We start from the raw sequence: 25,334 nt of genomic DNA on the forward strand, positions 1-25,334 counted from the left end.
TAACATAGTAACGAAACGCTCGTCTCCGACTTGACCGACGACGCTTCCTCGGACGCTCCGCGATAGCCGCGGCGGGAACGACTGCCGGCTGTCTCGGCGCGGGCAACGGCGGGATCCTGTCGACGCAGGTGTTCAGAGACGAGAGCGAAACGTTCGAAACCGGAACGGGAACCGAGTGCGGGGTGACGGCCGACTCGGAAAGCGGCCGATCGCTCGTTCAGATACGAGAGGAGGCGTTTCCCTCTCATCGCCGGTGTTGTGGGAAACCGTCGACAGCGAAACGACGTTCGATCTCGAGTTGAAAGCCAAAGCGGAGTACGAACTCAAAGCCCTCGGCGGCACGACCGACGTCACGATCCGCGAACGATCGTAGCGGTCGGCCGCCTCGATCTCACCGATCCGATTCCTCGGCGTCCGTCATCTCGGACGTCTTCGCCCCCGTCGCCGCGCGAATCGCGTCGTACTCCTCGTCGCTGTAAGCGATAAATCGAACCTCCTCGAGGATCTCTGGCTCGTAGCCGTCGATCACCTTTCCGATGATCACCGCGCCGTCAGCGAGGTCGAAACCGGCGACCCCACAGCCAAGCGCCGGCAAGACGACCGAGCGACAGCCCAGCTCGTCGGCCGTCTCGAGTGCGTTTCGCGTCGCGTCGCGGACGCTCTCCTCGGTCGCTTGCCGGTCTCCGTAGTGGGGCATCGCAGCGGCGTGAATCACGTACTCGGCGTCGAGATCGTAGGCGTCCGTGACCACGACGGTACCGAGGTCGACGGGTCCCTCGTCCATCGCCTCCTGATTGAGTTCCTCGCCCGCCTCCCGGCGGAGCGCGCCGGCGACGCCCGACCCCATCCGCAGGCTCGTTCCCGCGGCGTTGACGAGCGCGTCGGCGGACTGTGCTGCGATGTCTCCCTGGACGACGTCGAACTCCATGCAGGGCGATACATCCTCGACGTGGTTGAAACTGTGGCCACCACAGCACCGGCTCGGTCGGGTGTCGACTCGAGGAACTCACGTCGCCGTACGCACCGACCCGAACCGTCACGTCGCCGTGCGAACCAGACCTGCGCCAGTCGATCTCACTCCCCGAGAAAGCGCTCGCGTACCGAACGCGCCGGGTCGGAACCGTATCGATCGACCAGCGGACGGAACGTCTCGCCGAGTGCCCGCATGCACTGTCTCGTCGAGTGATACTCGAGACGGTCGGCGACGGCCGGCCACGCTCGGCCCTGGAGAACTCGCAACACGAGCAGGCGTTCCTGGCGATCCTCGAGTGCGACGGAGTCGGGAGTCTCCACCAGGTACCTGACCGCCAGCGCGCGAAATGGGCCCGGATCGACGTCGAACAGGCCGGGGCCGTAGGCCGCACCGGCGACGATCCGCCACTCGTGGTCGGAGAGTTCGAGCGCCGGCGCGGCGCGCTCGTCGACGCTTCCCAGGAGTTCGCGGACGGTGTCCGGCTCGAGATCAGCGAGGGCGTCGGTCGAGAGGGCCGAAATCCGGCGGGCGAACCACCTCGCGTGCCGATCGTGAAGCGCCCGACCCCCGTCGCTGGCTGGTCGAAGCATGAGCGCCGAGTGTTTCCCGCTGGCGTCGTTTCGAGTGCCCGAGACGTGGACCGTCCGATACCCGTTCTCGCGCCAAAACGAGAGGAGGCCGGGCGTCGCGCCGAACCCGGTTCCGAGCCAGTCGACGGAGTCGTCCTCGTCGGCGGTCCCTCCACGGCCTGCGAACTCCGCCTCGACGCACTCGAGGAGTTGCGAACCGAGTCCTCGCCCACGCGCGTCGTGGTGTGTCGCGATCCGGACGATCCTGATCCCACGAGGGCCTCCCGCTTTCTCGTCTCGGAGCTGGCTCGTGAGCACGTCGGGGAGCATGTTCCCGCGTACGCGTCCGCCTTCGTACATCGTTTCTCGCGTCTCCGCCGAGAGCCCACCCTCGCGTGCGAGCAGGGCAACGCTGGCGACGTGTCCGTCGTGGACCAACGCCCGAGTCTCGAGGTTTGGAGCGTCGAGCAGCCGCGCGAGGTCGTTGGGTTCGGTCCGGTAGTGGGCGAGGACGAGCAGGCCAAACGCCTCCCGGAGGAGCGACTCGTCGGCGAGCAACTCGTCGGGCTCGAGACGGCAGTACTCGACGGTTTCCGGCTGTGCGTCCGCGACGAGGGGAGCCACCGGCGGTCGCGCGTCGAGCAACAGCGCTCGAAAGCCCCAGATCTCGAGTGGATCGCCCGCGGCGTAGCGGATCGGCTCGACGAGCGTTCGATCGACGACCTCGTGGTCGCTGTCGGCGAGTCGGTCGCGAAAGCGCACCGAGAACCCTCGGCCCGCCCCCTCGTAGCCGTGGGTCGTCGTCGCGAACGCGATCCGATCCGCTTCGAGGAACGCCTCGAGCCGGGAAACCGGAAACGCGGCCGCCTCGTCGACGATTACGACGTCCGGTGTTTCACCCCGTCCGTCGATCCCTGAGCCGTCTTCGTCCGTCGGGGTGCTCTCGCCGACGGCGGCCGCGGGCTCGAGAAACCGAACGCGACCGCCGTCGACCGTCTCGAGGCGGTCTGACTCGACGATTGTCGCGGCCTCGAGGCGGTTACAGAGTTCGCCGGCACGGTCGAACACCTCTCGAGCGTTTCGTCGATCGGGTGCCGTGACGAGAACGTCGGCCCCGGCGGCGGCGAGTGCGCCCGCAGCCAGCCCGGCGGCGCTCGACTTCCCGCGACCACGGTCGGCCTGGAGGACGAGCGCCCGCTTCCCGCTCCCATACCCGTTCTCACACTCCCGATCGCTCTCGCTCTCGCTTTCATCCGCGAGGGATTCGAACGCGGCGACCGCCTCGGCCTGGTCGTCGGTCAGGCACGCGTCGTACGTTTCGGGCGGGAATAGATGCTGGTCGGGCGATAACCGTTGGTGGCGCGAATCCGACGGCTGCTCGCCGTCGGTCGCCGGATACCAGCGCGGGGCCGGATGCGTCAACCCGTCGGCCTCGAGTCGGCCGTCCGTGAGGTCGACGACGGCGATACCGCGGTGGGCCCGGAGGGTGTCGACGAGTCGCTGTCGAAATCGACCCGTGACCTCGGACAACGAGAACGGCGGGACTGCAAGCGACTCGTCGAACTCGCCGCGACGATCGGGCCAGTCCTCGAGCGACGGGACCAGCAGGAAGAACAGGCCGCCGCCGTCGATTGCGCCGAGAACGCTCCCGAGCGCGTTCGGTCGGAGACCGCCGTGGGTGTCCAGCGCGACCGCGGTTCGGGTCGTCCCGAGCAGTTCGCCCGCTCTCGACTGGGAAACGCACTCACAGCGCAGTCGATCCTCGGAACCGACCAGCGTCGTGTCCGTGATCGGGATCGGGAGCGCCTCGAGGGTCGACTCGAGGGCGTCGTATCCCCGTTCGCGGTCGCCCGCGAGCACGAGCGCTCGCCGCTCGTTCGTTCGCTGCGCTTCGTCGAACAGCGAACCGGCGATCGAGGCGACGTTCTCCATCGGTATCCCCGGTTTGGTCGTTCGACGGTAAGATACTGCCGGACTGGCGGAAACCGGCGGACAGTGCTGACTGGCGTTTCGCTGAACGCAACGACGGGAAACGTGTGTCTCCGAGTAGTTGCTCGTTAGAGATAGTGGAGACGAGCGCTACCGTGGGGGGGAATCGCACGGCTCCGATAGTTTGAACACGCTTTTAAGGGGGGCAGCGCTACTCCGTACTACACCCTACGCGGGGTTGATGATGCTCCTAGCCTCACAGGACTTCCGCCGGCTATCGTGTCGGCACGGGATGCCCAGCGTCCCGGACGGCAGGGGAGCGCGAGCCCACGTGTAGGAGAGGTGAACAACCAATGGCAGTCTACGTAACCACTGAAATTCCAGCCGACCTCGCCGACGACGCCCTCGAGGCGCTCGAGGTCGCACGAGACACCGGACGAGTAAAGAAAGGAACCAACGAAACGACGAAAGCGATCGAGCGCGGCAACGCCGATCTCGTCTACGTCGCCGAGGACGTCTCTCCCGAAGAGATCGTCATGCACCTTCCCGAACTTGCAGACGAGAAGGGCATTCCGGTCGTCTTCGTCGAGACCCAGGACGACGTCGGCCACGCCGCCGGCCTCGAGGTCGGCTCGGCCGCCGCAGCGATCGTCGACGCCGGCGAGGCCGACGGTGACGTCGAGGACATCGCCGACAAGGTCGAGGATCTCGACTGAGGTGACCGAAGATGAGTGCTGAAGAGGAAGAAACCGGATCCACGCCCGCCGAGGTCATCGAGATCGTCGGCAAAACCGGAATGCACGGCGAGGCCATGCAGGTCAAGTGCCGCATTCAGGAGGGCGAGAACCAGGGACGAATCATCACCCGAAACTGTCTCGGGCCGGTCCGCGAAGGGGACGTACTCCAGCTTCGCGAGACCGCCCGCGAGGCGGACTCCATCGGAGGTCAGTAACCAATGGTCGAGAAACGCACGTGCGACTACACGGGCGAAGAGATCGAGCCCGGCACGGGCATCATGTACGTCCGCAACGACGGAACCGTGCTCCACTTCGTCGACTCGAAGGCCGAGAAAAACTACAAGCTCGGTCGCGAACCGCGCGATCTCGAGTGGACCGCGGAAGGTCGCGCCGGGAAAGGCCCCGTCGAGACGGACGCGGACGTCGAGGAGGAACCAGACCAGGAGGACGTCGTCGAAGCCGTCGACGAGGCCGACACCGAATCCGCCGAAGACGTCGAAGACGACGACGCGCCAGCGAACGCCGAATCGGACGAGACGGAAACCGCCGAGAGCGACGACGAGGAAGACGACCAATGAGCGACCGCGAACGCACGTTCGTGATGGTCAAACCCGACGCGTTCGCACGCGGGCTCGTGGGCGAAGTGATCTCTCGGCTCGAGGAGCGCGGGCTCAAACTCGTCGCCATCAAAGTCGAGAACATGCCCCGCGAACGAGCCGAAGAACACTACGGCGAGCACGAGGACAAGCCGTTCTACGACGACCTCGTCGACTTCATCACCTCCGGCCCGGTCGTCCCGATGGTCTGGGAGGGCCAGGACGCGACGCGTCAGGTCCGCCAGATGATCGGCGAGACCGATCCGCTCGAGGCCGAACCCGGGACGATCCGGGGCGACTACGCGCTCGATCTCGGTCGGAACGTCGTTCACGCCGCCGACCACGAGGACGAGGGCGCAAACGAGCGCGAGATCTCGATCCACTTCGACGACGACGAACTGATCGACTACGATCAACACGACGCCGGTTGGCTCTACGAGTAGCCCCGCCCGTCGAACCAGCTCCACCGCATTTCTACCCGGCCCAGCAAGTGTATTATATAACACAGGTACTCGTTCCGGTAGACGTAACATCTAATGTGGCGGCTGGTGAACGGGGTGTTGGTGGTTTCGAATGGTAACTTATGGTAGGTGGTCCGTGAATGCGTGAAGCCGAACGGGAGTCGACACAACTGTCAACTGATACGACTCCGTCGCTCGACGTCGTTTTCGACCTCCTGTCGAATCGCCGTCGTCGATACGTGCTGTACTTTCTGTACGACCGCCCCGACGGCGTCGCGACGCTCGAGGAGGTGACGAACAACGTTGTCGCCTTCGAGAACCGGGAGGAGGGGAGTGAGTTAGTTTCCGAGATCGACCGGCAGAAACTGGAGATTCGAACGGAACTCCAACACGTTCACGTGCCGAAACTCGAGGATTCGGGGGTTCTCGAGTACGACCGCCGAAGCGAAACGGTGAGATACTGGACCCAGCCGACGCTCGAGGAGTGGCTCGAGCACGCCTACCACAAGGAGTTCGCCTGATACTGGTTGATGTGATGTACCTGTCTACCGCCGCACGCGGAGAACGGGCCCCCGGTGCGGCGGTGCTGACCGACAACAGACCGTATGAGATGACGAGAGCCGTCGAAACGCGCATGTGCGGACCGGACCGGGTTGAAAGGTTTAACTTGACGTTCGTGGTGGGTCCTGACGGAGTCGACTCCCCACGACGTAATTGTGGGGTATGGTATCGTTTCACTCCTCAACACTTAACAGGAGAGATAGCATTACAACGAACAGGTGTTTACCAATGACTGACCACGAACTTCCACCACTACCGTACGATTACGATGCGCTCGAACCGTCGATCTCGGAGCAGGTCGTGACCTGGCATCACGACACCCACCACCAGGGCTACGTTAACGGTCTCAACTCCGCCGAGGAGACCCTCGAGGAGAACCGCGAGTCCGGCGAGTTCGGCTCTTCCCCCGGAGCGATGGGCGGTGTCACCCACAACGGCTGTGGACACTATCTCCACACGCTGTTCTGGGAGAACATGTCTCCCGACGGCGGCGGCGAGCCGGAGGGCGAACTCGCCGACCGCATCGCGGAGGATTTCGACTCTTACGACGCCTGGAAGGGCGAGTTCGAGGCCGCTGCCGGCGCTGCCGGTGGCTGGGCCCTGCTCGTCTACGACCCGGTCGCGAAACAGCTGCGTAACCTGGCGGTCGACAAGCACGACCAGGGCGCGCTGTGGGGCGCACACCCGATTCTCGCACTCGACGTCTGGGAGCACTCGTACTACCACGACTACGGCCCGGACCGCGGCAGCTTCATCGACAACTTCTTCGATGTCGTCAACTGGGACTCGGTCGCCGACGAGTACGGGAAGTGCGTCGACCACTTCGAGTAAGCGACGACTTCGTCGATCTCGATTTTTTCTCGAACCAGTCGGAAAGCGACTGCCACACCGACGACCCGTACACGTCGTGGAACTGACACAAGATATCGGTATTAATCCACACGCTTTTGCCACCCGTTACCCACTCACATGATTTATTGTCGGGGACGATGAGAGGGCGTGATATGGCTGTCGAGGGCGATGAAACGATCGAGACCGACCGACTCGAGCGGAATCGGGGCCGAACGTCCGACGATGCCGGCACACGACTGGCCGCGGATCTCGAGACAGCGTGTCGCGGTGACGTCCGATTTGACGAGTACACCCGAGTGCTCTACGCGACGGACGGCAGCATCTACGGCGCACAGCCGGCGGGGGTCGTCTTCCCAGTAGACGTCGACGACGTTCGCGCCGTCGTTCGCGTCGCGGCCGACCACGGCGTACCGATCCTCCCTCGAGGCGCGGGGTCGTCGCTGGCCGGGCAGACGGTCGGACCCGGCTGCGTCGTCCTCGACCTCTCCAGACATTTCGACGATATTCTCGAGATCGATCGGGAGGCGAAACGGGCCGTCGTCCAGCCGGGGGTCGTCCAGGACGACCTCGACGCCGCGCTGGCACCGGACGGACTCAAGTTCCCACCCGACCCCGCCTCCTCGAACCGCGCGACGATCGGCGGCGGGATCGGCAACAACTCGACTGGCGCGCACTCGGTCCGGTACGGGATCACGGACGCCTACGTCGACGAGTGCGAGGTCGTCCTGGCCGACGGCTCGGTGATTCGCACCCGGGACGTCGTTATCGGCAGCGACGAGTGGGACCGTATCCTCGAGAGAGACGACCGCGAGGCAGCGCTCTACCGGACGGTCCACAGCCTCCTCGACGAGCACGAAGCGGTGATCGAGAAGCGGTATCCGACCCTCGAGCGCAGTGTCAGCGGCTACAATCTCCAGAAGGTGATCCGGACGACAGACGACGGCGATCGGGTGATCAACCTCTCGAAGCTGCTCGTCGGCTCCGAGGGAACGCTCGGGGTCGTCACCGAGGCGACGCTGTCGCTCGTGACACGACCCGAGGAGACCGTCCTCGCGCTCTGCTGGTACGACGACTTACTCGAGGCGCTGTCGGCGGTCCCCGCGGCGCTCGATCTCGATGCCAGCGCGGTCGAACTGATGGACGACGAGGTGTTCCGACTTGCTTCGGAGTCGGCGGAGTACGCCGAGTACGCCGAACCGGTCCCCGACGGCACCGAGGCGGCGCTAATGGTCGAGTTCGACTCGGAACTGTTCGACGACTTCGACGAGGCCCTGGAGGGAGCACGGACGCGGCTCGTCGCTGACGGAGACGCGTTCGGACTGCTCGAGGCACGGTCCTCGACGGAACAGGACCGACTCTGGAAGCTCAGAAAGGCCGCCATCCCGCTTCTGATGGGGATGGAGGGCGATCCGAAGCCGTACCCGTTCGTGGAGGACGCGTCGGTACCACCCGAGAAACTCGCCGCGTACGTCGACGGCTTTCGTAAGATCCTCGCGGATCACGACACGACCGCCGCCTACTTCGCCCACGCCGGCGCGGGGACGCTCCACATCCGGCCGATCCTGAACCTCAAAGAGGGCGAGGGCGTCGAGAAGATGCGCTCGATCGCGGCGGACGTCACCGACCTCGCGCTCGAACACGGCGGCTCGTTCTCGGGCGAACACGGCGACGGACTCGCGCGGACGGAGTTCAACCCCAAACTCTACGGCCCAGATCTCTGGGCGGCGTTTAAGACCGTGAAGTCGGCGTTCGATCCGGAGTGGCGGATGAACCCCGGAACGGTCGTCTACCGGGAGGAAACTCCGACCGACATCCGCGAAAACCTCCGGTACGGCCCCGGCTACGCCTCGCTCGAGCCGCGGACCACCCTCGATTTCGACGAAGATGGCGGCTTCTCCCACCTCGTCGAACTCTGTAACGGCTGTGGCACCTGCCGCCAGACCGACGGCGACGTGATGTGCCCGACCTACCGTGCGACCGACGAGGAGATCGCGACGACCCGCGGGCGAGCCAACCTCCTCCGGGCGGCGATCAGCGGCGAAATCGATCCCGAGGAGCTGTACGACCAGCGGTTCCAGGAGGAGGTCCTCGAACGCTGTATCGGCTGTAAGGGCTGTCAGAGTGACTGTCCAACCGGCGTCGACCTCACGAAGCTCAAAGCCGAGGTTGCCCACCAGTACAACGAACGAACGGGAATCGACCTGCGAAAGCGACTGTTCGCGAACGTCGACAGGGTCGCCGCCCTCGGGAGTACGTTCGCCCCGATCGCGAACCGCGCGTCGGCGCTTCCGGGTGCCAGAATCGCCCTCGAGCGGACGGTCGGCATCGCCGCCGATCGGACGCTACCGACGTTTCGCCGCGAGAGCCTGGTTTCGTGGTTCGAGGGACGTGGCCCCGGGGTCGCCGCCGGCGAGGCGACGCGTGGGGTCGTCCTCTACCCCGATACGTACACGAACTACTCGAATCCCGATCCCGGAAAGGCGGCCGTCCGCGTCCTCGAGGCGGCAGGGGTTCGCGTCCGGATCCCCGACCTCGGACCGACGGGCCGGGCCGCCTACTCCCAGGGGATGCTCGAGGAGGCCCGATCGCGTGGGGAGGCACTGCTTTCGGATCTGGAGCCGTTCCTCGAGTGCGGCTGGTCCGTGGTCTTCGTCGAGCCCTCGGACGCGTCGATGGTCGTCGACGAGTACCGGTCGTTGCTCTCCGGGACGGTCGACGAGGAGCGCCTCGAGCGACTCGCGACGAACGCCTACGACGTCTGCGAGTACGTCGATCGACACCGCCTCGAGGAGAGACTGTCGTTCGCCATCGACAGCGGCCCCCGATCCGACGGAGTCGCCTATCACGGCCACTGCCACCAGAAGGCCCGCGGGACGGATCACCACCCCGTCGGCGTCTTGGGCCGGGTCGGATACGACGTCGACCCCATCGACGCCAGTTGCTGTGGCATGGCCGGGAGTTTCGGCTACGAGGCCGACCACTACGAGCTCTCGCTGGCGATCGGGTCGCTGCTTCGCGAGCAACTCGAGGGGCTGACAAGTGCGACGACGGAATCTGATCCCGACCGCCTCGGGACGGCGTCGGCCGCGGCGGCCGACCGGGCTCCCGCGCGGGTCGACGGCGGATCGGTCACTCGCGACGCACCATCGGTGGTCGCACCGGGAGTCTCCTGTCGGACCCAGATCGGCGATTTCGAGGGATACGAGCGACCAGCACATCCGATCGAGATGGTCGACCGAGCCCTCGAGGACGGGCCGTCGATCTAACCGACCATCTCGGTGGGGACGTCGGAGTCACCGGGCGGTCGTCACGTTGGGTTGGTTGCGCCCCGTCGTCCGTCCGCCACGCAAGGAAACGAACGATTTAGGCGCTCGAAACCGATAGCTCGGCGTATGCCAGTTCCGAAATCCGAGTTCGACCAGTTACCGCCCTGTGAGTTCTACACGCCGGAAGAGCTACTCGAGGACGATCAGATGTACACCGTCTACGAGATCGCTCGCTTGCTACAGGGGCTCGAGACCGACGCCGACATCGACCGCCAGACCGAGGATATCCTGCTCGACTGGGCGATCCCCTGGGTGATGGTCAACGCCGACGACCTCGTCGTCGCCGAGCCGCGAAGCGACGACGAGCCGGGATACTACGGATTGAAACCGGCGGCCACGACGGCCGATGGGGAGGGCAACGACGAAGACGAATGATCGTCCTGGTCGTCGGTTCCGACCGCGTCGACGCCGGGAAAACGACGTTCTCGGTCGGCTTGCTCGAGCGAACCGGCGCCGCCGGCTACAAACCCCGCGCGGGCAACGACTTCTGGTTCGACCACGACGACTGTCAGCGTGCGTTCGCCGATGGACGACTGTACGGCAAAGACGCGAGGCGACTCGCGGACGCAGAGGGACGCGCCCGCGACCCCGAGTCGCTCAACCCGGTCCACCGGCTGTGGCAACCGAACCCCGCCGGCGGGAGCGGGCTGTTCGGCCGGGCGGACCGTGAGTTTCTCGTCGACAGGGTCGGTCGACCCGCCGACGGAGACGTGGCGTTCGTCCGAAACGCGACCGCCGATATTCCGGCGACCGTCGCCGACGCGCTCCCCCTCGAGGAGGCGATTCCGATCGAGAGCGTCGAGGAGTTCGACGAACTCGCAAAGCAGTCGTACGTCCCCGAGTTCGAACGGCTGGCGACGGAGATCGACGCCGCAGAGATCGCCGTCGTCGAGTCCTACAGCGACGTCGCACGGCCCCTCCAGGCGCTCGATCCGGCGTCCGTCGCCGCCGTCGCGGCGGTCGAACCCGGCCGGGTACGGATCTACCGCGGTGACCGCTACTGTCGCGTCTGCGAGATCGCCAGTTCCAGCGCGATCGACGGCCGCCTCGAGAAACGCGTCCCCGACGTTCTCGAGTATCTCGATCCGCTCGAGCGCGTCGGTCTGCCGGCGCTCGGAAGCGATCAACGAAGCGAACCTGAACGGATCGCCCGCGCCTACAACGAGGCCTACGACGCGCTCCTGGAGGCGGCTCGAGAGACCGTCGGGCGGTGATCGGGACGACGTCCGTCTCGACGGACCGTTTTTGTCTGTCCTCCGTGCTCGAGTCGTTTTCGTCCGCCCGTGCGCCGGGAAACAAACGGATCACAGCCATTATGAACACTGAGTGGAACAACCGAGTAATGAGACGACGAACGGTTCTCGGTAGCGTCGGTGGTGGGATCACGCTCGGACTGGCAGGCTGTCTGACCCAGGACGGCGAAAACGGGGAGACAGGCTCCGGATCCGACGCCGACGACTCGGACGAATCCCCGACAGACGACAGCACCGATACCGACGACGGAACGGAGACCGACGGGTCGGCCGACGACGAGCTCTCGGGGACGCTCCAGGTCGTCACCTACGAGTCGATGATCGACGGGGAGAATCCCGCCGGTCCGTGGCTGAAAGACGCGTTCGAGGACGCATATTCCGAGGTCGAACTCGAGTGGGTCCAGCTCCCCGACCAGGGGATCAACCACTACGTGAACCGCGCCGACGAGGGCGTCGAGATCGAGCCGGACGTCTACTTCGGTCTCAACATCGACGACCTCGTGACGGTCGACGACAACCTCGAGGACGGCGGGCTCTTTCGGGAACTCGACACAGGTGAGATCGAGCGGTCCGACCGGATCCGCGACGGCCTCGACATGGGTGACCCCCACGGTCGCGTCCTCGCCTACGATACGGGCTACATCAGCCTCGTCTACGACGAGAGCGAGGTCGACGAACCTCAGACGTTCGAGGATCTGACCGAGCCCGCCTACGAGGATGCCCTGCTGGCCCAGAACGCCCAGACGTCCGATCCCGGACAGGCGTTCTTGCTGTGGACGATCGACGCCTTCGGCGAGGACGGCTACCTCGACTACTGGGCGGACCTCCGTGAGAACGGCGTCCGGGTTCTCGACGACTGGACGGAGTCGTACTACGGCGCGTACATGGAAGAGGACCGTCCGATGGTCGTCTCCTACTCGACCGACCAGGTGTTCGCCGTCGCGGAGGGCAACGACCTCACCCGCCACCAGGTCGCCTTCCCGAACGACCAGGGGTACGCCAATCCGGAGGGGATGGCGGTCTTCGAGGACGGCGACGCCGATCTCGCCTACGCCTTCTTCGAGTTCGTCCTCTCGAACGAGGCCCAGGCCGAAATCGCCGAGCGAAACGTCCAGTTCCCCGCCGTCGAAGAGGAGTACGTCGATCTAGACGAGGAGTTCGACGAGTACGCACACGTTCCTCCGGAGGCCGTGACGGTCGGTTACGAGGAGCTGCGCGGGAACGTCGACGAGTGGGTCGACGACTGGGCCCGCGAGTTCGCCACGCACTGACCGGGCGCCAGCCGTGTCACCCCCAGGACGGTCCGACCTCGCCGACCGCGCTCGACGCCTGCTCGAGGCAGTTTCCAGCCGACTCGAGCGCCGAGCGCTGTGGCTGACCGCGCTCGTCACGGCGGGCGTCCTCGCAGTAATGTTGTACCTGCCCGTCGGGGTCGTCTTCGTCGAGGCCGTCCTCGTCGACGGAACGCCGACGCTCGATCACTTCGCCGACGTCCTCACCGATCCCTTCTACGTTGGGTTTCTCGCCGAGGTCCTCGCCGATCCACTCGCGGTCGGAACCCACCTCGGCGCACTCGCAGGATGGCTCGCCGGGGTATCGGTCTCGGTCTCGCTCGAGTATCCCGTCCCAGGCGTCGGCCTGCCGCTTCCGTGGATCGGCCTCGAGACGCCGGGCGTCCGGATGGGGCTATTCGGCTTCACCGCCTACCAGGCGGCGCTCTCGACGGTCGCGAGCGTCGCCCTCGGCCTCCCCGCGGCGTACGTCCTCGCGAACTACGAGTTTCGCGGCCGTCGAACGCTTCGCTCGCTGACGATCCTGCCCTTTGTCCTGCCGGGAATCATGGTCGCGGTCGGCTTCTACGCGATGTTCGGCCGGGCGGGAACGCTCAACTCGATCCTCGGCGTCGTCGGGCTCGGTCCGTTCGCATTCGTCGAGGCGAACCCGCTCGCGGTCGTGATCCTCGCACATGCATTCTACAACGCCCCGCTGGTCGCCCGGATCACCGTCGCGGCCTGGGAGTCCGTCGATCGTCGGGCCGTCGAAACGGCCCGGAGTCTTGGAGCGAGCGAGCGCCGTGCGTTTCGCGACGTCGTCGTCCCGCAACTCGCGCCCGCGGTACTCACCGGTGCGTTGTTGACGTTCATCTTCACGTTCATGACGTTCCCCATCGTGCTCGCGCTGGGCGGCCTCCAGCTTGCGACCGTGGAGGTCTGGATCTACGACCGCGTCCAGCGCCTGGATTACGCCGAGGCGGCCACGCTTGCGATCCTCGAGACGATCCTCTCGCTCGGGCTCACCTACGCCTACCTCCGGTACGAGTCCGCCCGGTCCGGGTTCGCCAGAACGAGCGCATCGCGGTCGGTGGAGCCGCTGTTTCCTGATCTCCGGACGGCGTTGACGCCGAAACGCCTCGGCGTGCTCGCCTACGGGCTCGTCGCGCTGGTCGTCTTCGTCGGGCCGATGGCGAGTCTCGTCGTCGGGAGCGTCACCGACGGCGGCGGATTCACCCTCCGAAACTACGCGTTCCTGGCCGAACGCCAACTCGAGGGAGCCACCTTCCAGACCAGGCCTCTTCCGGCGATCAGAAACTCGCTTCTGTTCGGCGTCGCGACGCTTCTGATCGCGGTTCCGATGGGCGTCATCGTCTCGGTACTGACCGCGCGGGCTGGCCGCGCGGGGACAGTCGTCGACGCCCTCGCGATGCTCCCGCTTGCGGTCAGCGGCATCGTCTTCGGGATCGGCCTCCTGCAGGGACTGGTCTTCGGCATCCCGCTTCCCGGCGGGTGGCGATTCCAGGTGACTGGCGCGGTCGCCATCGTCGTCGCCCACGCCGTCGCTGCCTACCCGTTCGTGACGCGAAACGTCTCGCCGTTGCTCTCGAGTCTCGACCGCGCGATGGTCGAGTCCGCCCGGGCGCTCGGGGCCTCGCGCTACCGCGCGCTGGTCGACGTCGAACTGCCGCTGATCGCGAGCGGTGTCGTCGCCGGCGCGGCCTTCGCGTTCGCCATCTCGATCGGCGAGTTCTCTTCGACGGTGATTTTGGCGGGCGGAAGCGAGAGCTACACCATGCCGGTCGCCGTCGAACGCTATCTCGGACGCAGATCCGGCCCCGCGCTCGCGATGGGGACGCTGTTACTCCTCGTGACCGCGGCCAGCTTCGTCGTCGTCGACCGTGTCGGCGGGAGGTACGAGCCGTGACCGAACTCCGTCTCGAGGGCGTCTCGAAACGGTACGGCTCGGCCGAGGGCGGGACGAGCGCACTCACCGGGATCGACCTGACCGTCCGCGACGGCGAGTTCTTCACGCTTGTCGGACCCTCGGGCTGTGGCAAGACCACCACCCTCCGGACGATCGCCGGCTTCGAGGTGCCGACCGAAGGGACGGTCTCGTTCGACGGCGAGCCGATAACGGATATCCCGCCCGAGGGCCGCGACGTCGGCGTCGTCTTCCAGAGCTACGCGCTCTTTCCGCACATGTCCGTCGCCGAGAACGTCGGCTACGGGCTCCAGTTTCGCGAGCCGCCAGCCGGAACGACCGTCGACGAACGCGTCTCCGAGTTGCTCGACCTCGTCGACCTGTCGGGAATGGGCGAGCGCTCGCCCGATCAGCTCTCGGGCGGCCAACGCCAGCGCGTCGCGCTCGCTCGAGCGCTCGCACCGGAACCGAATCTCCTCTTGCTCGACGAACCGATGAGCGCCCTCGACGCCCGCCTACGAGAGTCGCTTCGCCTCCAGCTCAAACGAATCCAGTCCGAGCTGGCGATCACGACCGTCTACGTCACCCACGACCAGGAGGAGGCGCTGGCCATCTCAGATCGGCTGGCCGTGATGCGAGACGGCGACCTCGAGCAGGTCGGCCGACCACAGGAGATATACCGGGAGCCGGCGACGCGGTTCGTCGCCGAGTTCGTCGGCGACAACAACGTCTTCGACGGGGTGGTTCGCGACCTCGAGGTTCTACCTTCCGGCCGTAAGCGGGGGCGAACACGAGTCGACGTGGGCGACACAGCGTTCGAACTCGAGGGCGTTTCCGAGGACGTACGACGAGTGAGCTTCTGTGTCCGTCCCGATTCGCTCTCGCGGGAGGCCGACCGGAACCGCTTCACCGTCGACGTCGAGACAACTGAATTCCTGGGCGAAAGCATCCGCGCCCACGGCAACTGGAACGACACCCCCGTTGTCTTGCGACTCGAGGAGGTCCCCGACGACACCGTAACGGTCGGATTCGCCCCCGACGACGTCCATGTCGTCGAGACATCGTAGACCCTCAAGCGCTCGGACAGAGGGAAGTGTCCGGGGTGAACGACGGAACCAGTCGACTACAGGCTACATCTGCCGGGCCATCCGCCCCGCGAGTTCGACGTGTTTCGCGGGGTCGGTCGTCACGCTCGGCCCGTGGCCGGTGTGCATCTCCGACAGGTCGTCGTCGACCTGCTCGGACAGCCGGTCGATGCTTTCGATGAGCGTCTCGCGATCGCCTTCTTCGAGGTCGGTCCGGCCGAAACCTCCGTTCTGGAAGACGAGATCGCCGGCAAACAGGACGCCCGCCTCCCTCGAGTACAGACAGAGGTGGTCGTCTTTGTGACCCGGCGTGTGAACTGCGACGTACTCGTGATCACCCAACTGGACCGTCTCGTCGTCCTCGATCCCGTGGTCGACGCCCGGTCGCGAGGGATCGAATCCCCAGACGTCGACGCCGAACGCCTCGACGACCGTCTCGAGGTTGCCGACGTGGTCGGGATGTGTATGCGTGAGGACGACCGCCTCGAGATCGTCGGTGTTCGCTCGAAGCCCGTCGACGACGTCGAAATTCGCGCCAGTGTCGACCAGGACTGTCCGATCGCCGTCGACGAGAAAGGCGTTGCTCGTAAACGCCTGCACGCCGGCCGCGAGGTTCGTGATCATACGCCTCAGTATGCAGGCGGTCGGTTTGTGCGTGTCGACACGTCCCGGCACCAATCACGAAACAGAGTGACGAACAGCTATTCACAAGGATTTTTAGCTCCGGCACGTAGTGATAGATGAATGAGCCGGCCGGTTTCCGTCGGGTTCGTCGTCCTCGTCGTCGTCGTCTCGCTGGTCGGTGTCACGGGATCGGCGGCGGCCGGTGGCGTCCACGACTACGCCGCCAGCACGAATCCGACGACAGGGGAAGGTGCGGTAGCCGCGTCCATACCAACGGCGAGTCAGTCCGACGTCGACTCCCGAGATTTCGATACCACCACGTTCGAGATCGTCGTTCACGAGAACGGAAGCGCGACGTGGACGTTCCGCCACGAGCAACGGTTAGACGGCAGCGACGATACGAACGAAATGGTCGCACGCGAAAACTTTCGCGAGTTCGCCGACGGGTTCGAATCCGACGGCGACGATTTCGGGCTGTACGAACGATTCCGGGATCAGGCCGAAGCGATGACCGAAACGGGAGCGAGTGCGACCGACCGGGAGATGGAAGCGACGAACTTCAATCGCTCGGCCGGTATCGACGAACAGCTCAACCCGGTGGGAGTCGTAGAGATGTCGTTCCTCTGGGACGGCTTCGCGGCGACTGACAACGGAACCGTCATCGTCGGCGACGTCTTCCAGGATCTCTACATCACCGACGATCAGTCGATCGTTGTCGTCGCCGACGACGACCTAACGTTCCAGGCCGCCGAACCCGAACCGGAGTACGTCGGTGCCTCACTCGAGAACGCCGACTCGGTCACCTGGAGTGGCGAACGAGAGTTCCTCGACGGCCACCCACGTGCCGTCCTCGAACAGCCGGGAAGCGAGACCGGAAACACCGGCGGTGGCAGCCCCGTCTCCGGAATGGGCGACGGTAGCGACGACGGACTGCCCTGGCAGCTCCTCGTCGTTGCACTCGTCGTCTCGCTTGCAGCCGGTGCCGGCGTCGTCCTGTATCGTCGCCGATCCGACGACGCCGACCGCGAAGCGACCATCTCGCCGACGGCCACGCCGGTCGAATCCCCAACCTCAAGCAACCAACCAGTCGACCCGCCCGACGACTTCCCGGAAGCGGAACTGCTCAGCGACGAGGACCGCGTGGTCAACCTCATCCAAGACAACGGTGGGCGGATGAAACAGGTCAACATCGTCGAGGAAACCGGTTGGTCGAAGTCGAAAGTCAGCATGCTCCTCTCGGACATGGAAGACGAGGGAACCATCAGCAAACTCCGCGTCGGCCGCGAAAACATCATCAGCCTCGAGGGCTTCGAACCCGAAGCGACGAAATCCCCCTTCGACGAGTGACCGACAGCGGCCGTGTCACGACTGCCCACTCCCGATTCGAAACGGAATCCTTAAACACAAACCCGCGTAACGAACGAATGCACACGAGGCGCGCTCCGATAGTGTAGTCCGGCCAATCATATTGCCCTCTCACGGCAATGACCTGGGTTCGAATCCCAGTCGGAGCACTCCAATCCCTTTCTCGTCTTGCGGTTTTGGCCTGTGGCTAACCTAAGGTGAATACGATGCTACAGGGCAAACACGTAATCGAACCCGTGTCACCCCGATGCAGTCTTGCGGTTCATGTTGTTTCCCCGGCAATTACGTTCGGCGTAAGATTCAAGGGGAATTCATGACCGATCTTGACTGGATCTCGGTCGTCACGGAACCGTGCGAGGAATTGCTCAACGACCGTCAGCTATCTAACTATCGTTCCCAGCGTGAAGACTGTCGCAAATGGTTGTTCACGTTCGGGAAGAACCCGGACAAAGGGCTGTGTTGAATCGCCATACCGCGGTGGAATTCACTGTTTCACGGCACGCTTGATGTTGTAGACGACACACATTAGGGCGATTTCTCGGAACTCACGAAGATCGATCTACGCTGGCTCGCCGTCGAGTTGTACCAAGATCGAGACCCAGACCGGTACAAAACGCTGTTGAAGCAACTGTTTCTCGATAATTCCGAGTGGGACGCCTATGATGAACTGAAAGAGGCCTGTACCGACCGCGAATGGGCGTCAATATACGGGGAGTTCGGGCGGGAACTTCACGAGAGTGACCGACAACGACTGATCTCGATGTACGTCCACGAGATGGATCTAGAGACGGCGTTTTTCGAACTGAAGGAGACCGGGAATCTGTCATGGGTTCGTCGCTATCAAGATCCGGTCGCAACAGTCGGTCCGATCGAATACTTCGAGATATATCGAGAACAGTTGATTCCGTTTTCCGCCGGTGATACTGGACGTCGCCACTACCGGGAAATCGCAGACCACTTAGAGCCGATGCAGGAACTGGTTTCCGAGAGCAGGTTTGATACTGACTGCTGTAAGTCCTTACCGGGGCAACCGCAAGGCGAGGCGCGGTTGCCCCGGTAAATAGTTACAGCAATCCGTATGAGGAGTTCGTCGAGTTTCTCAAAGAGATGCATTCGAATCGGCCAGCATTCCTTGGCCAACTCGAGAAGGCCGGGTTTTGAGTCACTCGGTAACCTCTTTGAACTCCCCGTCGCGACCGACGAACACGTGGACAGCTGGTCCGTCTGCTCTCGCAGTCACTTGGTCGACTGTAGCCCGAACAGCGTCAATGTCCCGTTCCCAGGGAACCGTATTGAATACGATCGCAGGAGTCGTATCTATATCGTTGCCCGTATCGATACGATAGAGTCGATCGCGAACGAGAACTTGACCGAGAGCGGTGTCGAACGCCGACGCTTCAAAGGTCTTCGCTGTCTGAATGATCCAGTCGCTTTCGTCCGTTTCGATGACTGCATCGACCGTCCGGGTGATCAGTTCGCCAACGGAGCTGTCCACTCCATGGGCAGGGAAGTCGGGTAGCAGCGATTCGCCGACGGTTACATTCCGACGAACGGTACCGTCAATGACATCTGCCGCGAGGAACTGTTCGAGAACGCACTGCTCGCCTTCTGACTCGTCCATATACTTCCCTTCGATTGCGTCCAGCCCCTCGTTTGCGACCTGATCGAGAAATCCGAGTGTCGTGTCCGTAGCGTCAATATCCGTTCCGTAGCCGATTGGATCACCACGATGGGTCGTCGCCCAGACGAGTCCATCGTCGATGACGCCGACGTATCCGTCGATGTCGACGTGTCGTCCTCCGGATTTGAACGCCTGTGACGGCGATTCGTCGATGTTTGACCCGAGCGTTCGGTTGTAATGGAAACATCGGTCGTAGACGTCTTCTGGCGAGCTATCACGGATCTCGCCCGGAAACACTTGAATCGAGCCGAATCGGTTATTCACTCGCTCGATCTCCACTGTGATGCCGTACTTGTCCGAGATGGTGTAGAGGAGATCGATTATCTGCTCGTGGTCGTCGAAGTTCGGTGTGTCGGCGTAGTATCGAAGCTTCATCGTCGTTCAGCTCTCCCTCTCGTCGGACGCGCCCATCTCAGCAAGTCGGTTCTCGACGTCATCAAGGCGATCAGCCACTATCGACGCTCCCTCGAGCGCGGTGTCAGCCTCAAGCGCCGCCTGATATAGTTCTGCAGTTCGTTCAATCTCTTCGACCGTCAGGTCACCCAGGTCATCGAGCCAGTAGCTGTCTGCGATTTTCTTGTACGCATAGGGATCTTCGGGGTACTCTTCGATGAGTGATTCGAGTTCGGCTCTGCTGTCGGACGTTCTGTCCAGTTTTGCGAGTGAATCGGCGATGAAGTGGTGAAAGTCAAGGAGAAGCTCATCGTCAGCGTCAGGGAACTGTTCGACGACTTCTCGACAGAACTCGAGACGATTCTCGTGATATGCTGGCTCATCTTCCGCGACAGTAGCAAGATCGCTATCGAGCGACCGAATGAATGGCTCAAGTGAGAGAAACGTCGGTAGCTGTCGATCTGCCGCTTCGATGGTCGTGATATCGTCTGGCGTTACGGCGACAATGTATTCCCAGGCGGTTAGCCATTGATCGCAGGCTGCAGTACGGTTTCCTTTCTCTCGGAGATCGCGTCCCTCCTGTACGAAGTCGTAGATCCGTTCTTTATTCGGAGTGTCGGGTGCCCACCGCTCCCAGAGTTCCTGTGTCGCCATCCAGATGAAGTCCTGATCGTAGCCCGTGGCGTCAACTGCGTATTCGGCTTCCCACTGCTCAGAAAGTGCTGTCGCCGAATTACAGTCTTCAACTCGGTTCAAAAACGCCGTCTCGTTCGTTTCGATGCCGTGGCCCGTGAGTTTCTCGACGATTTCGTCCGTTGAGAGTGCTTCGACGTCGCTGAGTTCCCACCCATCAGCGGGATAGATACCGTCTGATGTATCGACTGTTCGTTGCTCACGCTGGATGGATTGATCGGGACTTTGATCTTCCTCGTTGTCACTCTCGTCCAAGCCGTGTTCATCGACGTATTGCTCGACTCGCTTTTGGTCAATCCGACTGAGTTCGTCACGTTCGTGAACCTCGTAGAGATGCTCACGGAGCGCAGACTCTTCCTCAAAGGTTTGCTCGCAATAGCGACACTCAACCATTATTTGAGAGCTATGTATGCAGGTGGAAAAAGCAACAGGTATCAACAAGACGTGCACTACGAACCGACGAGAAAGCACGTACCCAGGACACCATTTCACCGAAGCGCCTACCTTACCAAGGAATCGGACCACTTCCGTTCGAGTCGGTTGGTAAGGCGGGACGGCCTCTACGACGGAGTTGGGCCTACTCTACTCTACTCTTCGGGAACTGGTTCCTCGAATTGGAGCGCCTCGTGGACGGTATCAGGAAGCGATGGTCGTGGAGCCGTTTCGTGGCGGCGAACCTTCTCTGATTTGTTCGTCTCTTCGTAGACTGCCCGGGCAACCGGGACACCGCGAAGGAAGTTGTGTTCGTACAGTACTTCGACGCCACGTTCGGTCGGTCCCCAAAACCGAGACGGCAGATCACGTGTGGATACGTTCGGCTCGTGGACGTAGACGTTCAAGAGACCGGCCTCTTGAAGCGTCTCGAGTTGATCGAGAATCGCTCCTTCATTTTTCTGGATCATGTAGGTGAGTTCGGCAAGCGACGCGAGGTGGTGAGGATGGCCCAGCAGGCACTGGACGATCAGGTGACGAGTCTCCTGGGAGAGTAACTCCCGCATTTCGCGTTGCTCGGCAAAAGGATCGTCGAAGACATCGTCCGCCGTATGGCTCATAGTGGACTGTAGCATAGCTCTGCATTTAACGATTCGGGACAACTAAGTGAGTATTTTACCGGAATGACTAAGTTAATCAGAAAATGTATCACTGTACCAGTTGTTGAACAAAATATGACGACTCCATCTGTACCGCCGAACGCAGGACAAATCATGGGTGCTGTCCGTCGCGCTCTGCGAAACGTTGATCTCACACCGACAGAAGCGATGGATATTCTCTCGTGGGCACAGGACGAACTCCCAGCCATCTACGAACGGGATCAGACGGCGTATCTCGTCTTAGGAAGTTATCGGTCACCCTATATCCGCCGGGTGCGGTCGGTAACTGACCGACTCAATCGCCGCTACGGAACCTACGCATTTCTGATCGGCGATCTGGGCGATATCGATGTCTCACGGCACCCCGAGTTTCGCGTCAAGTTTCATCTTACGGCGGCGCTCGCCGACTACATCACGACCGTTATCGAGCAGGATGCAGGCGGCGAGATCAACGAACTGGGCAAACTTTCGGAGACGGAATATTTCAGGAAAGCATATGTTCTGCCGCGAGGTTACCGGTGGGACACAGAATCAAATCTTCGAGGCAGGGAAGACGTACTCGCTGCAGCGGCTCAAATCGAGGCCGCAACTGATGTTGACGAGGAGACGACACAGTCCGAGCTATCGAAACTTGTCGATCGAGCCACTGCGGCTGGGATCGATGTGACTGTCGATGAGCTCACAGAGTGGCTTACCGATCATGAGTTAGCGGTTCCCTCCTACAGTTGGGTTCAGTTGAACGATTTCAGACTGTTCGAGTTACAGGATCGGTGTTACCCGTGGCTAACCGAAGATGAGTTGGTGGAACGAACAGACGAATTACCAGGTTCTCCGCGACCTCAGTGGGAGGAATAACACTGTCTTGACATACATTTAGAGATTGCGGTTTTTAGCGTCAACCTGACGACTCGTCGTCACGATGCCCTCCATCCTCCGTTCGATTCGGACGCTCCTGCTCTCGCCTGGGACGTTCTTCGAGGAACGACCACCGGCCGAAACGCTCGCGGTCGCGGCGGGTGTCGTCGTCGCGCTCGCGATTGCTCTCGTGATCGGCCTCTCGCTTCTCGGGACAATATTCGCCGGATCGATCGACGCGACGGTGACGATGGACAACCCCGACCGGCCGCCGGAGTGGGTCTGCGATCAACACGGTGACGACGAATCGCCACTCGCCGACAACTGTGACGAACCGGCGACGATCGAACGCGACGCGGGTGCACTGGCCCAGGAGACGTTCCACGAGTACATCCCGTACGCGCTGATTTCGCCGTTTATACTGTGGATTTTCAGCGGGATCGTGCTGTTCGCCGCCGGCCGCCTCGCTGGCGGAGATCCCTCGGTCCCGGGATCATTCGCGCTCGCGGGTTGGGCCGCGGTGCCGGAATTCGTCCGGCTCGGCGCAGTCCTCGTCGGGTTCTGGTTCGTCCTCCGGGACGTCACCATCACCGATCCCGACGCTCAACTCGGCGTCATCGAGGGAGCGGTGGCCTCGCTCGAGCCGATCCTGCAGGTCGTCTCGCTTCTGGTCTTGCTCTGGCAGTGGTACCTGCTCACGTGTGGTCTCTCCAGAGACGCCGACGTTCCGTGGGGAACGGCTGCGGTCGCCGTCGGCGTTCCGCTGGCGCTTTTGGTGCCGTTCGCCGTGTTCTATAGTAGCCACTGAAAGTCAATGTACACCTGATCGCAAGGTGGCTCCGCGATCAGTGTGTAATTCGTTCTAGTGGCTACTATAGGGGGCGTCACGGACTACCGCACTCGAGGTCGGTAACTGGCGTTTCTCGCCACGTGACCGGCGGCGTCCCCCCGCTGTCTCTCACCGCGGCGGAGACGTTCCACCTCCCAGAAACTTAGGCCCACCAAAACCTTTTTAGATTTAGGGTCGCCTAACCTCTCGTGATGGACGTACCCGCCCGCAGGGAGAATCAGGACGACGACGAACTGGAGGAACCGACGACGATCGTAAGCAGCCACGAGACCCGGCCCGGCAAGCACGTTTTCACCGAACGAGACAACACCGACGGCTGGATCGCGACTACCGTAACTGTCGATCTCGAGCCCTGAGGCGCCTGTTTACCCTATCTCGGTCGGAGAGGCGACTGCCGGTCAGTCCCGTTCCTCGAGGAAGGCCTCGATCCGTCCCAACGCCTCACGAAGCTCTTCGAGGGCGGTCGCGTACGAGACTCGGAGGTGTCCCTCGCCACCGTCGCCGAAGACGTCACCCGGAACGACAGCGACGCCTTGCTCGCGGAGAATTGCTTCAGCGAACTCCTCGGCGGTCCAGCCTTCTGGAACCTCGGGGAAACAGTAGAACGCACCTTTCGCCTCGAAGACGTCCATGCCGATCTCGCGGAACCGCGAGAGGACGAACCGCCGCCTGCGGTCGTACTGGTCGACCATCTTCTTGACCTCGTCGTCGCAGGACTCGAGCGCCTCGAGGGCGGCGTACTGGGCCGTCGTCGGCGCGGAGAGCATGGTGTACTGGTGGATCCGGTTCATGGCACCGACGACGTCTGCGGGGGCGAGTGCGTATCCCAGTCGGAGGCCGGTCATCGCGTGGGCCTTCGAGAAGCCGTTGAAGACGACCGTCCGCTCGCGCATTCCGGGCAGCGTCGCGATCGAGGTGTGCTCACCATCGTAGGTGAGTTCGGCGTAGATTTCGTCGGAGAGAACTGTCAGATCGTGCTCGCGGGCGAACTCGGCGACCGGCTCGAGGTCGCTCTCGCGCATGATCGCTCCGGTCGGGTTGTTGGGATAACAGAGGACGAGGAGGTCGGCTTCGCTCGCGCCCGCAGCCTCGAGTGTCTCCACCGTCAGTCGGAACTCGTCTTCCTCTCTCGTCGGGACGGGGAGCACCTCGCCACCGGCGAAGATCACGCCGGGTTCGTAGGAGATGTACGACGGCTGGGCGATCGCGACCGTATCGCCGGGATCGACCAGCGCGCGAAACGCCAGATCGACGGCCTCGCTCGCGCCGGCCGTGACGATGATCTCCTCGTCCGGGTCGTAGCCGAGGTCGAACCGATCGGCGGCGTAGTCGGCGATGGCCTCCCGGAGTTCGCGCTTGCCCCGGTTTGCCGTGTAGGAGGTCTTTCCTTGCTCGAGGGAGGCGATGGCGGCGTCTCTCGCCGCCCATGGCGTCGAGAAGTCGGGTTCGCCGACGCCGAGCGAGATGACGTCGTCGCGCTCCTCGGCGATCTCGAAGAATCGCCTGATACCCGACGGCGGGACCGCCTTCACGCGGTCTGAGAGTTCGATCGTCATCGTCGGAAATCAGGGGGAGTACGAGAGTCGATCGTCTTCTTCGCCGTCGCCGAGTTCGATCCCGTTTTCCTTGTAGGAGGTCATCACGTAGTGGGTGACCGTCTGGGTGATCTCGGGGACGGGCGCGACTTTCTCGCTGATAAATTGCGAGACCTCGCGGATGGAGTCGCCTTCGACCTCCATGTCGAAGTCGTAGTCGCCGCTGACCAGCCGCAACGCGGTGACCTCCGGGAACTGGACGAGCCGTTCGGCGATGTCGCCGTAGCCCGTCTCGCGGTCGAGGCGCACGTTCAACTCGACCTCGGCGCGAACGCGTTCGTCTTCCAGCTTGTCCCAGTCGACGACCGCCTGGTAGCCGCGAACCACGCCTGCTGCCTCGAGTTCCTCGATTACTGCCTCGACCTCGCTCTCCTCGAGGTCGGTCATTCGCGCGATGTCCGCAGTGGAGTATCGCGCGTTCTCACGAAGGGACTCGAGCACGTCGCGTTCGCTCATACCACTGCGAAGCGCGAGCGCGAGTAAAAACGTTGTTCTTCGCTCGTTAGACGAGAAGGATCGCCGTCAGCCGCGGGTTCGATCGGATCGTCGGGATGGTCGCGCCCGCTCTCGATGGGTACGACGGCCCCGATTCGAGTTGAAGCGGCGTCCGAAAGAGAGGCAAAGCGAGACGGTCGTCTCCCCGCGAAATC

Annotated in this window: 25 protein-coding genes and 1 tRNA gene; 18 read left to right on the forward strand and 8 right to left on the reverse strand. The window is 63.2% G+C overall.

Going from position 1 to position 25,334, the window contains the following annotated elements; genetic code table 11:
* Positions 1 to 391: 391 nt before the first annotated feature.
* On the reverse strand, positions 392 to 928 hold the full coding sequence (locus GRS80_RS04070; protein ID WP_160046442.1) for a macro domain-containing protein: 537 nt from the start codon (positions 926 to 928) through the stop codon (positions 392 to 394).
* A gap of 146 nt (positions 929 to 1,074) precedes the next feature.
* A complete protein-coding gene (gene tmcA, locus GRS80_RS04075) occupies positions 1,075 to 3,474 on the reverse strand; it encodes a tRNA(Met) cytidine acetyltransferase TmcA (RefSeq protein ID WP_160046443.1) in 2,400 nt (799 codons plus the stop codon).
* A gap of 350 nt (positions 3,475 to 3,824) precedes the next feature.
* Here tmcA and rpl7ae point away from each other — a divergent pair, with 350 nt between their 5' ends.
* The 12 genes from rpl7ae to GRS80_RS04135 all read left to right on the forward strand — a co-directional run bounded on the left by rpl7ae (position 3,825) and on the right by GRS80_RS04135 (position 15,519).
* Positions 3,825 to 4,187, forward strand: a complete 363-nt coding sequence (gene rpl7ae / locus GRS80_RS04080; RefSeq protein WP_149081683.1) for a 50S ribosomal protein L7Ae — start codon at positions 3,825 to 3,827, stop codon at positions 4,185 to 4,187.
* A gap of 11 nt (positions 4,188 to 4,198) precedes the next feature.
* The gene (locus tag GRS80_RS04085) at positions 4,199 to 4,423 is read left to right on the forward strand and encodes a 30S ribosomal protein S28e (RefSeq protein WP_008894573.1); all 225 of its coding nucleotides are present in this window, start codon (positions 4,199 to 4,201) and stop codon (positions 4,421 to 4,423) included.
* A gap of 3 nt (positions 4,424 to 4,426) precedes the next feature.
* Positions 4,427 to 4,786 (forward strand): 50S ribosomal protein L24e, encoded by a 360-nt coding sequence (locus GRS80_RS04090; RefSeq protein WP_160046444.1) that lies wholly within the window; start codon positions 4,427 to 4,429, stop codon positions 4,784 to 4,786.
* Positions 4,783 to 5,247, forward strand: a complete 465-nt coding sequence (ndk, locus tag GRS80_RS04095; protein ID WP_160046445.1) for a nucleoside-diphosphate kinase — start codon at positions 4,783 to 4,785, stop codon at positions 5,245 to 5,247. Before GRS80_RS04090 ends, ndk begins: the two co-directional genes overlap by 4 nt.
* A 158-nt stretch (positions 5,248 to 5,405) precedes the next feature.
* Positions 5,406 to 5,786, forward strand: a complete 381-nt coding sequence (locus GRS80_RS04100; RefSeq protein WP_160046446.1) for a hypothetical protein — start codon at positions 5,406 to 5,408, stop codon at positions 5,784 to 5,786.
* Between the two features lie 268 nt (positions 5,787 to 6,054).
* Complete coding sequence (gene sod, locus GRS80_RS04105) at positions 6,055 to 6,657, forward strand: superoxide dismutase (RefSeq protein ID WP_160046448.1); 603 nt, start codon at positions 6,055 to 6,057, stop codon at positions 6,655 to 6,657.
* A 173-nt stretch (positions 6,658 to 6,830) separates the two neighbouring features.
* Positions 6,831 to 9,944, forward strand: coding sequence for an FAD-binding oxidoreductase (locus GRS80_RS04110; RefSeq protein ID WP_160046449.1), 3,114 nt, complete (start codon positions 6,831 to 6,833; stop codon positions 9,942 to 9,944).
* 126 nt (positions 9,945 to 10,070) lie between these two features.
* Positions 10,071 to 10,379: a DUF5827 family protein gene (locus tag GRS80_RS04115; RefSeq protein ID WP_160046450.1), complete on the forward strand. Its 309-nt coding sequence runs from the start codon at positions 10,071 to 10,073 to the stop codon at positions 10,377 to 10,379.
* Positions 10,376 to 11,218 carry an ATPase gene (locus GRS80_RS04120; RefSeq protein ID WP_160046451.1) on the forward strand — a complete coding sequence of 281 codons (843 nt, stop codon included), beginning with the start codon at positions 10,376 to 10,378 and terminating at the stop codon, positions 11,216 to 11,218. The genes GRS80_RS04115 and GRS80_RS04120 overlap by 4 nt, the downstream gene beginning before the upstream one ends.
* A gap of 128 nt (positions 11,219 to 11,346) precedes the next feature.
* Positions 11,347 to 12,528, forward strand: coding sequence for a thiamine ABC transporter substrate-binding protein (locus tag GRS80_RS04125; RefSeq protein ID WP_160046452.1), 1,182 nt, complete (start codon positions 11,347 to 11,349; stop codon positions 12,526 to 12,528).
* 58 nt (positions 12,529 to 12,586) lie between these two features.
* Positions 12,587 to 14,455 carry an iron ABC transporter permease gene (locus GRS80_RS04130; RefSeq protein ID WP_160046478.1) on the forward strand — a complete coding sequence of 623 codons (1,869 nt, stop codon included), beginning with the start codon at positions 12,587 to 12,589 and terminating at the stop codon, positions 14,453 to 14,455.
* Complete coding sequence (locus GRS80_RS04135; RefSeq protein ID WP_343161438.1) at positions 14,452 to 15,519, forward strand: ABC transporter ATP-binding protein; 1,068 nt, start codon at positions 14,452 to 14,454, stop codon at positions 15,517 to 15,519. Before GRS80_RS04130 ends, GRS80_RS04135 begins: the two co-directional genes overlap by 4 nt.
* A 63-nt stretch (positions 15,520 to 15,582) precedes the next feature.
* Here the strand turns inward: GRS80_RS04135 and GRS80_RS04140 are convergent, their stop codons facing one another.
* A complete protein-coding gene (locus GRS80_RS04140) occupies positions 15,583 to 16,161 on the reverse strand; it encodes an MBL fold metallo-hydrolase (protein ID WP_160046453.1) in 579 nt (192 codons plus the stop codon).
* Between the two features lie 120 nt (positions 16,162 to 16,281).
* Between GRS80_RS04140 and GRS80_RS04145 the strand changes: the two genes are divergently transcribed.
* The 3 genes from GRS80_RS04145 to GRS80_RS04155 all read left to right on the forward strand — a co-directional run bounded on the left by GRS80_RS04145 (position 16,282) and on the right by GRS80_RS04155 (position 18,586).
* Complete coding sequence (locus GRS80_RS04145) at positions 16,282 to 17,508, forward strand: hypothetical protein (RefSeq protein ID WP_160046454.1); 1,227 nt, start codon at positions 16,282 to 16,284, stop codon at positions 17,506 to 17,508.
* A gap of 92 nt (positions 17,509 to 17,600) precedes the next feature.
* A tRNA-Glu gene (locus tag GRS80_RS04150) sits at positions 17,601 to 17,675 on the forward strand.
* A 431-nt stretch (positions 17,676 to 18,106) separates the two neighbouring features.
* Entirely contained in the window at positions 18,107 to 18,586 is a 480-nt protein-coding gene (locus GRS80_RS04155; RefSeq protein ID WP_200840317.1) for a hypothetical protein, read from the forward strand.
* 102 nt (positions 18,587 to 18,688) lie between these two features.
* Here GRS80_RS04155 and GRS80_RS04160 read toward each other — a convergent pair whose 3' ends face one another.
* The 3 genes from GRS80_RS04160 to GRS80_RS04170 form a co-directional block, all read right to left on the reverse strand.
* Positions 18,689 to 19,582 (reverse strand): hypothetical protein, encoded by an 894-nt coding sequence (locus GRS80_RS04160; protein WP_160046455.1) that lies wholly within the window; start codon positions 19,580 to 19,582, stop codon positions 18,689 to 18,691.
* A gap of 6 nt (positions 19,583 to 19,588) precedes the next feature.
* Positions 19,589 to 20,743 carry a tetratricopeptide repeat protein gene (locus GRS80_RS04165; RefSeq protein ID WP_343161439.1) on the reverse strand — a complete coding sequence of 385 codons (1,155 nt, stop codon included), beginning with the start codon at positions 20,741 to 20,743 and terminating at the stop codon, positions 19,589 to 19,591.
* A gap of 137 nt (positions 20,744 to 20,880) precedes the next feature.
* Positions 20,881 to 21,345: an ArsR family transcriptional regulator gene (locus GRS80_RS04170; protein ID WP_160046456.1), complete on the reverse strand. Its 465-nt coding sequence runs from the start codon at positions 21,343 to 21,345 to the stop codon at positions 20,881 to 20,883.
* A 207-nt stretch (positions 21,346 to 21,552) separates the two neighbouring features.
* Here GRS80_RS04170 and GRS80_RS04175 point away from each other — a divergent pair, with 207 nt between their 5' ends.
* From GRS80_RS04175 to GRS80_RS20300, 3 genes are all read left to right on the forward strand, one after another.
* On the forward strand, positions 21,553 to 22,239 hold the full coding sequence (locus GRS80_RS04175) for a hypothetical protein (protein WP_235019639.1): 687 nt from the start codon (positions 21,553 to 21,555) through the stop codon (positions 22,237 to 22,239).
* A 64-nt stretch (positions 22,240 to 22,303) separates the two neighbouring features.
* A complete protein-coding gene (locus GRS80_RS04180; RefSeq protein WP_160046458.1) occupies positions 22,304 to 23,047 on the forward strand; it encodes a Yip1 family protein in 744 nt (247 codons plus the stop codon).
* A gap of 233 nt (positions 23,048 to 23,280) precedes the next feature.
* On the forward strand, positions 23,281 to 23,445 hold the full coding sequence (locus GRS80_RS20300; protein WP_200840318.1) for a hypothetical protein: 165 nt from the start codon (positions 23,281 to 23,283) through the stop codon (positions 23,443 to 23,445).
* 42 nt (positions 23,446 to 23,487) lie between these two features.
* On the opposite strand, the gene GRS80_RS04185 is transcribed toward GRS80_RS20300, so the two are convergent.
* Both GRS80_RS04185 and GRS80_RS04190 read right to left on the reverse strand, forming a co-directional pair.
* A complete protein-coding gene (locus tag GRS80_RS04185) occupies positions 23,488 to 24,645 on the reverse strand; it encodes an aminotransferase class I/II-fold pyridoxal phosphate-dependent enzyme (RefSeq protein ID WP_160046460.1) in 1,158 nt (385 codons plus the stop codon).
* Positions 24,646 to 24,654: 9 nt separating this feature from the next.
* Positions 24,655 to 25,140 (reverse strand): Lrp/AsnC family transcriptional regulator, encoded by a 486-nt coding sequence (locus GRS80_RS04190; RefSeq protein WP_149081667.1) that lies wholly within the window; start codon positions 25,138 to 25,140, stop codon positions 24,655 to 24,657.
* Positions 25,141 to 25,334: the final 194 nt, after the last annotated feature.

The organism is Natrialba sp. INN-245 (assembly GCF_009807105.1).
In the GTDB taxonomy this organism is placed as follows: Archaea; Halobacteriota; Halobacteria; order Halobacteriales; family Natrialbaceae; genus Natrarchaeobius; species Natrarchaeobius swarupiae.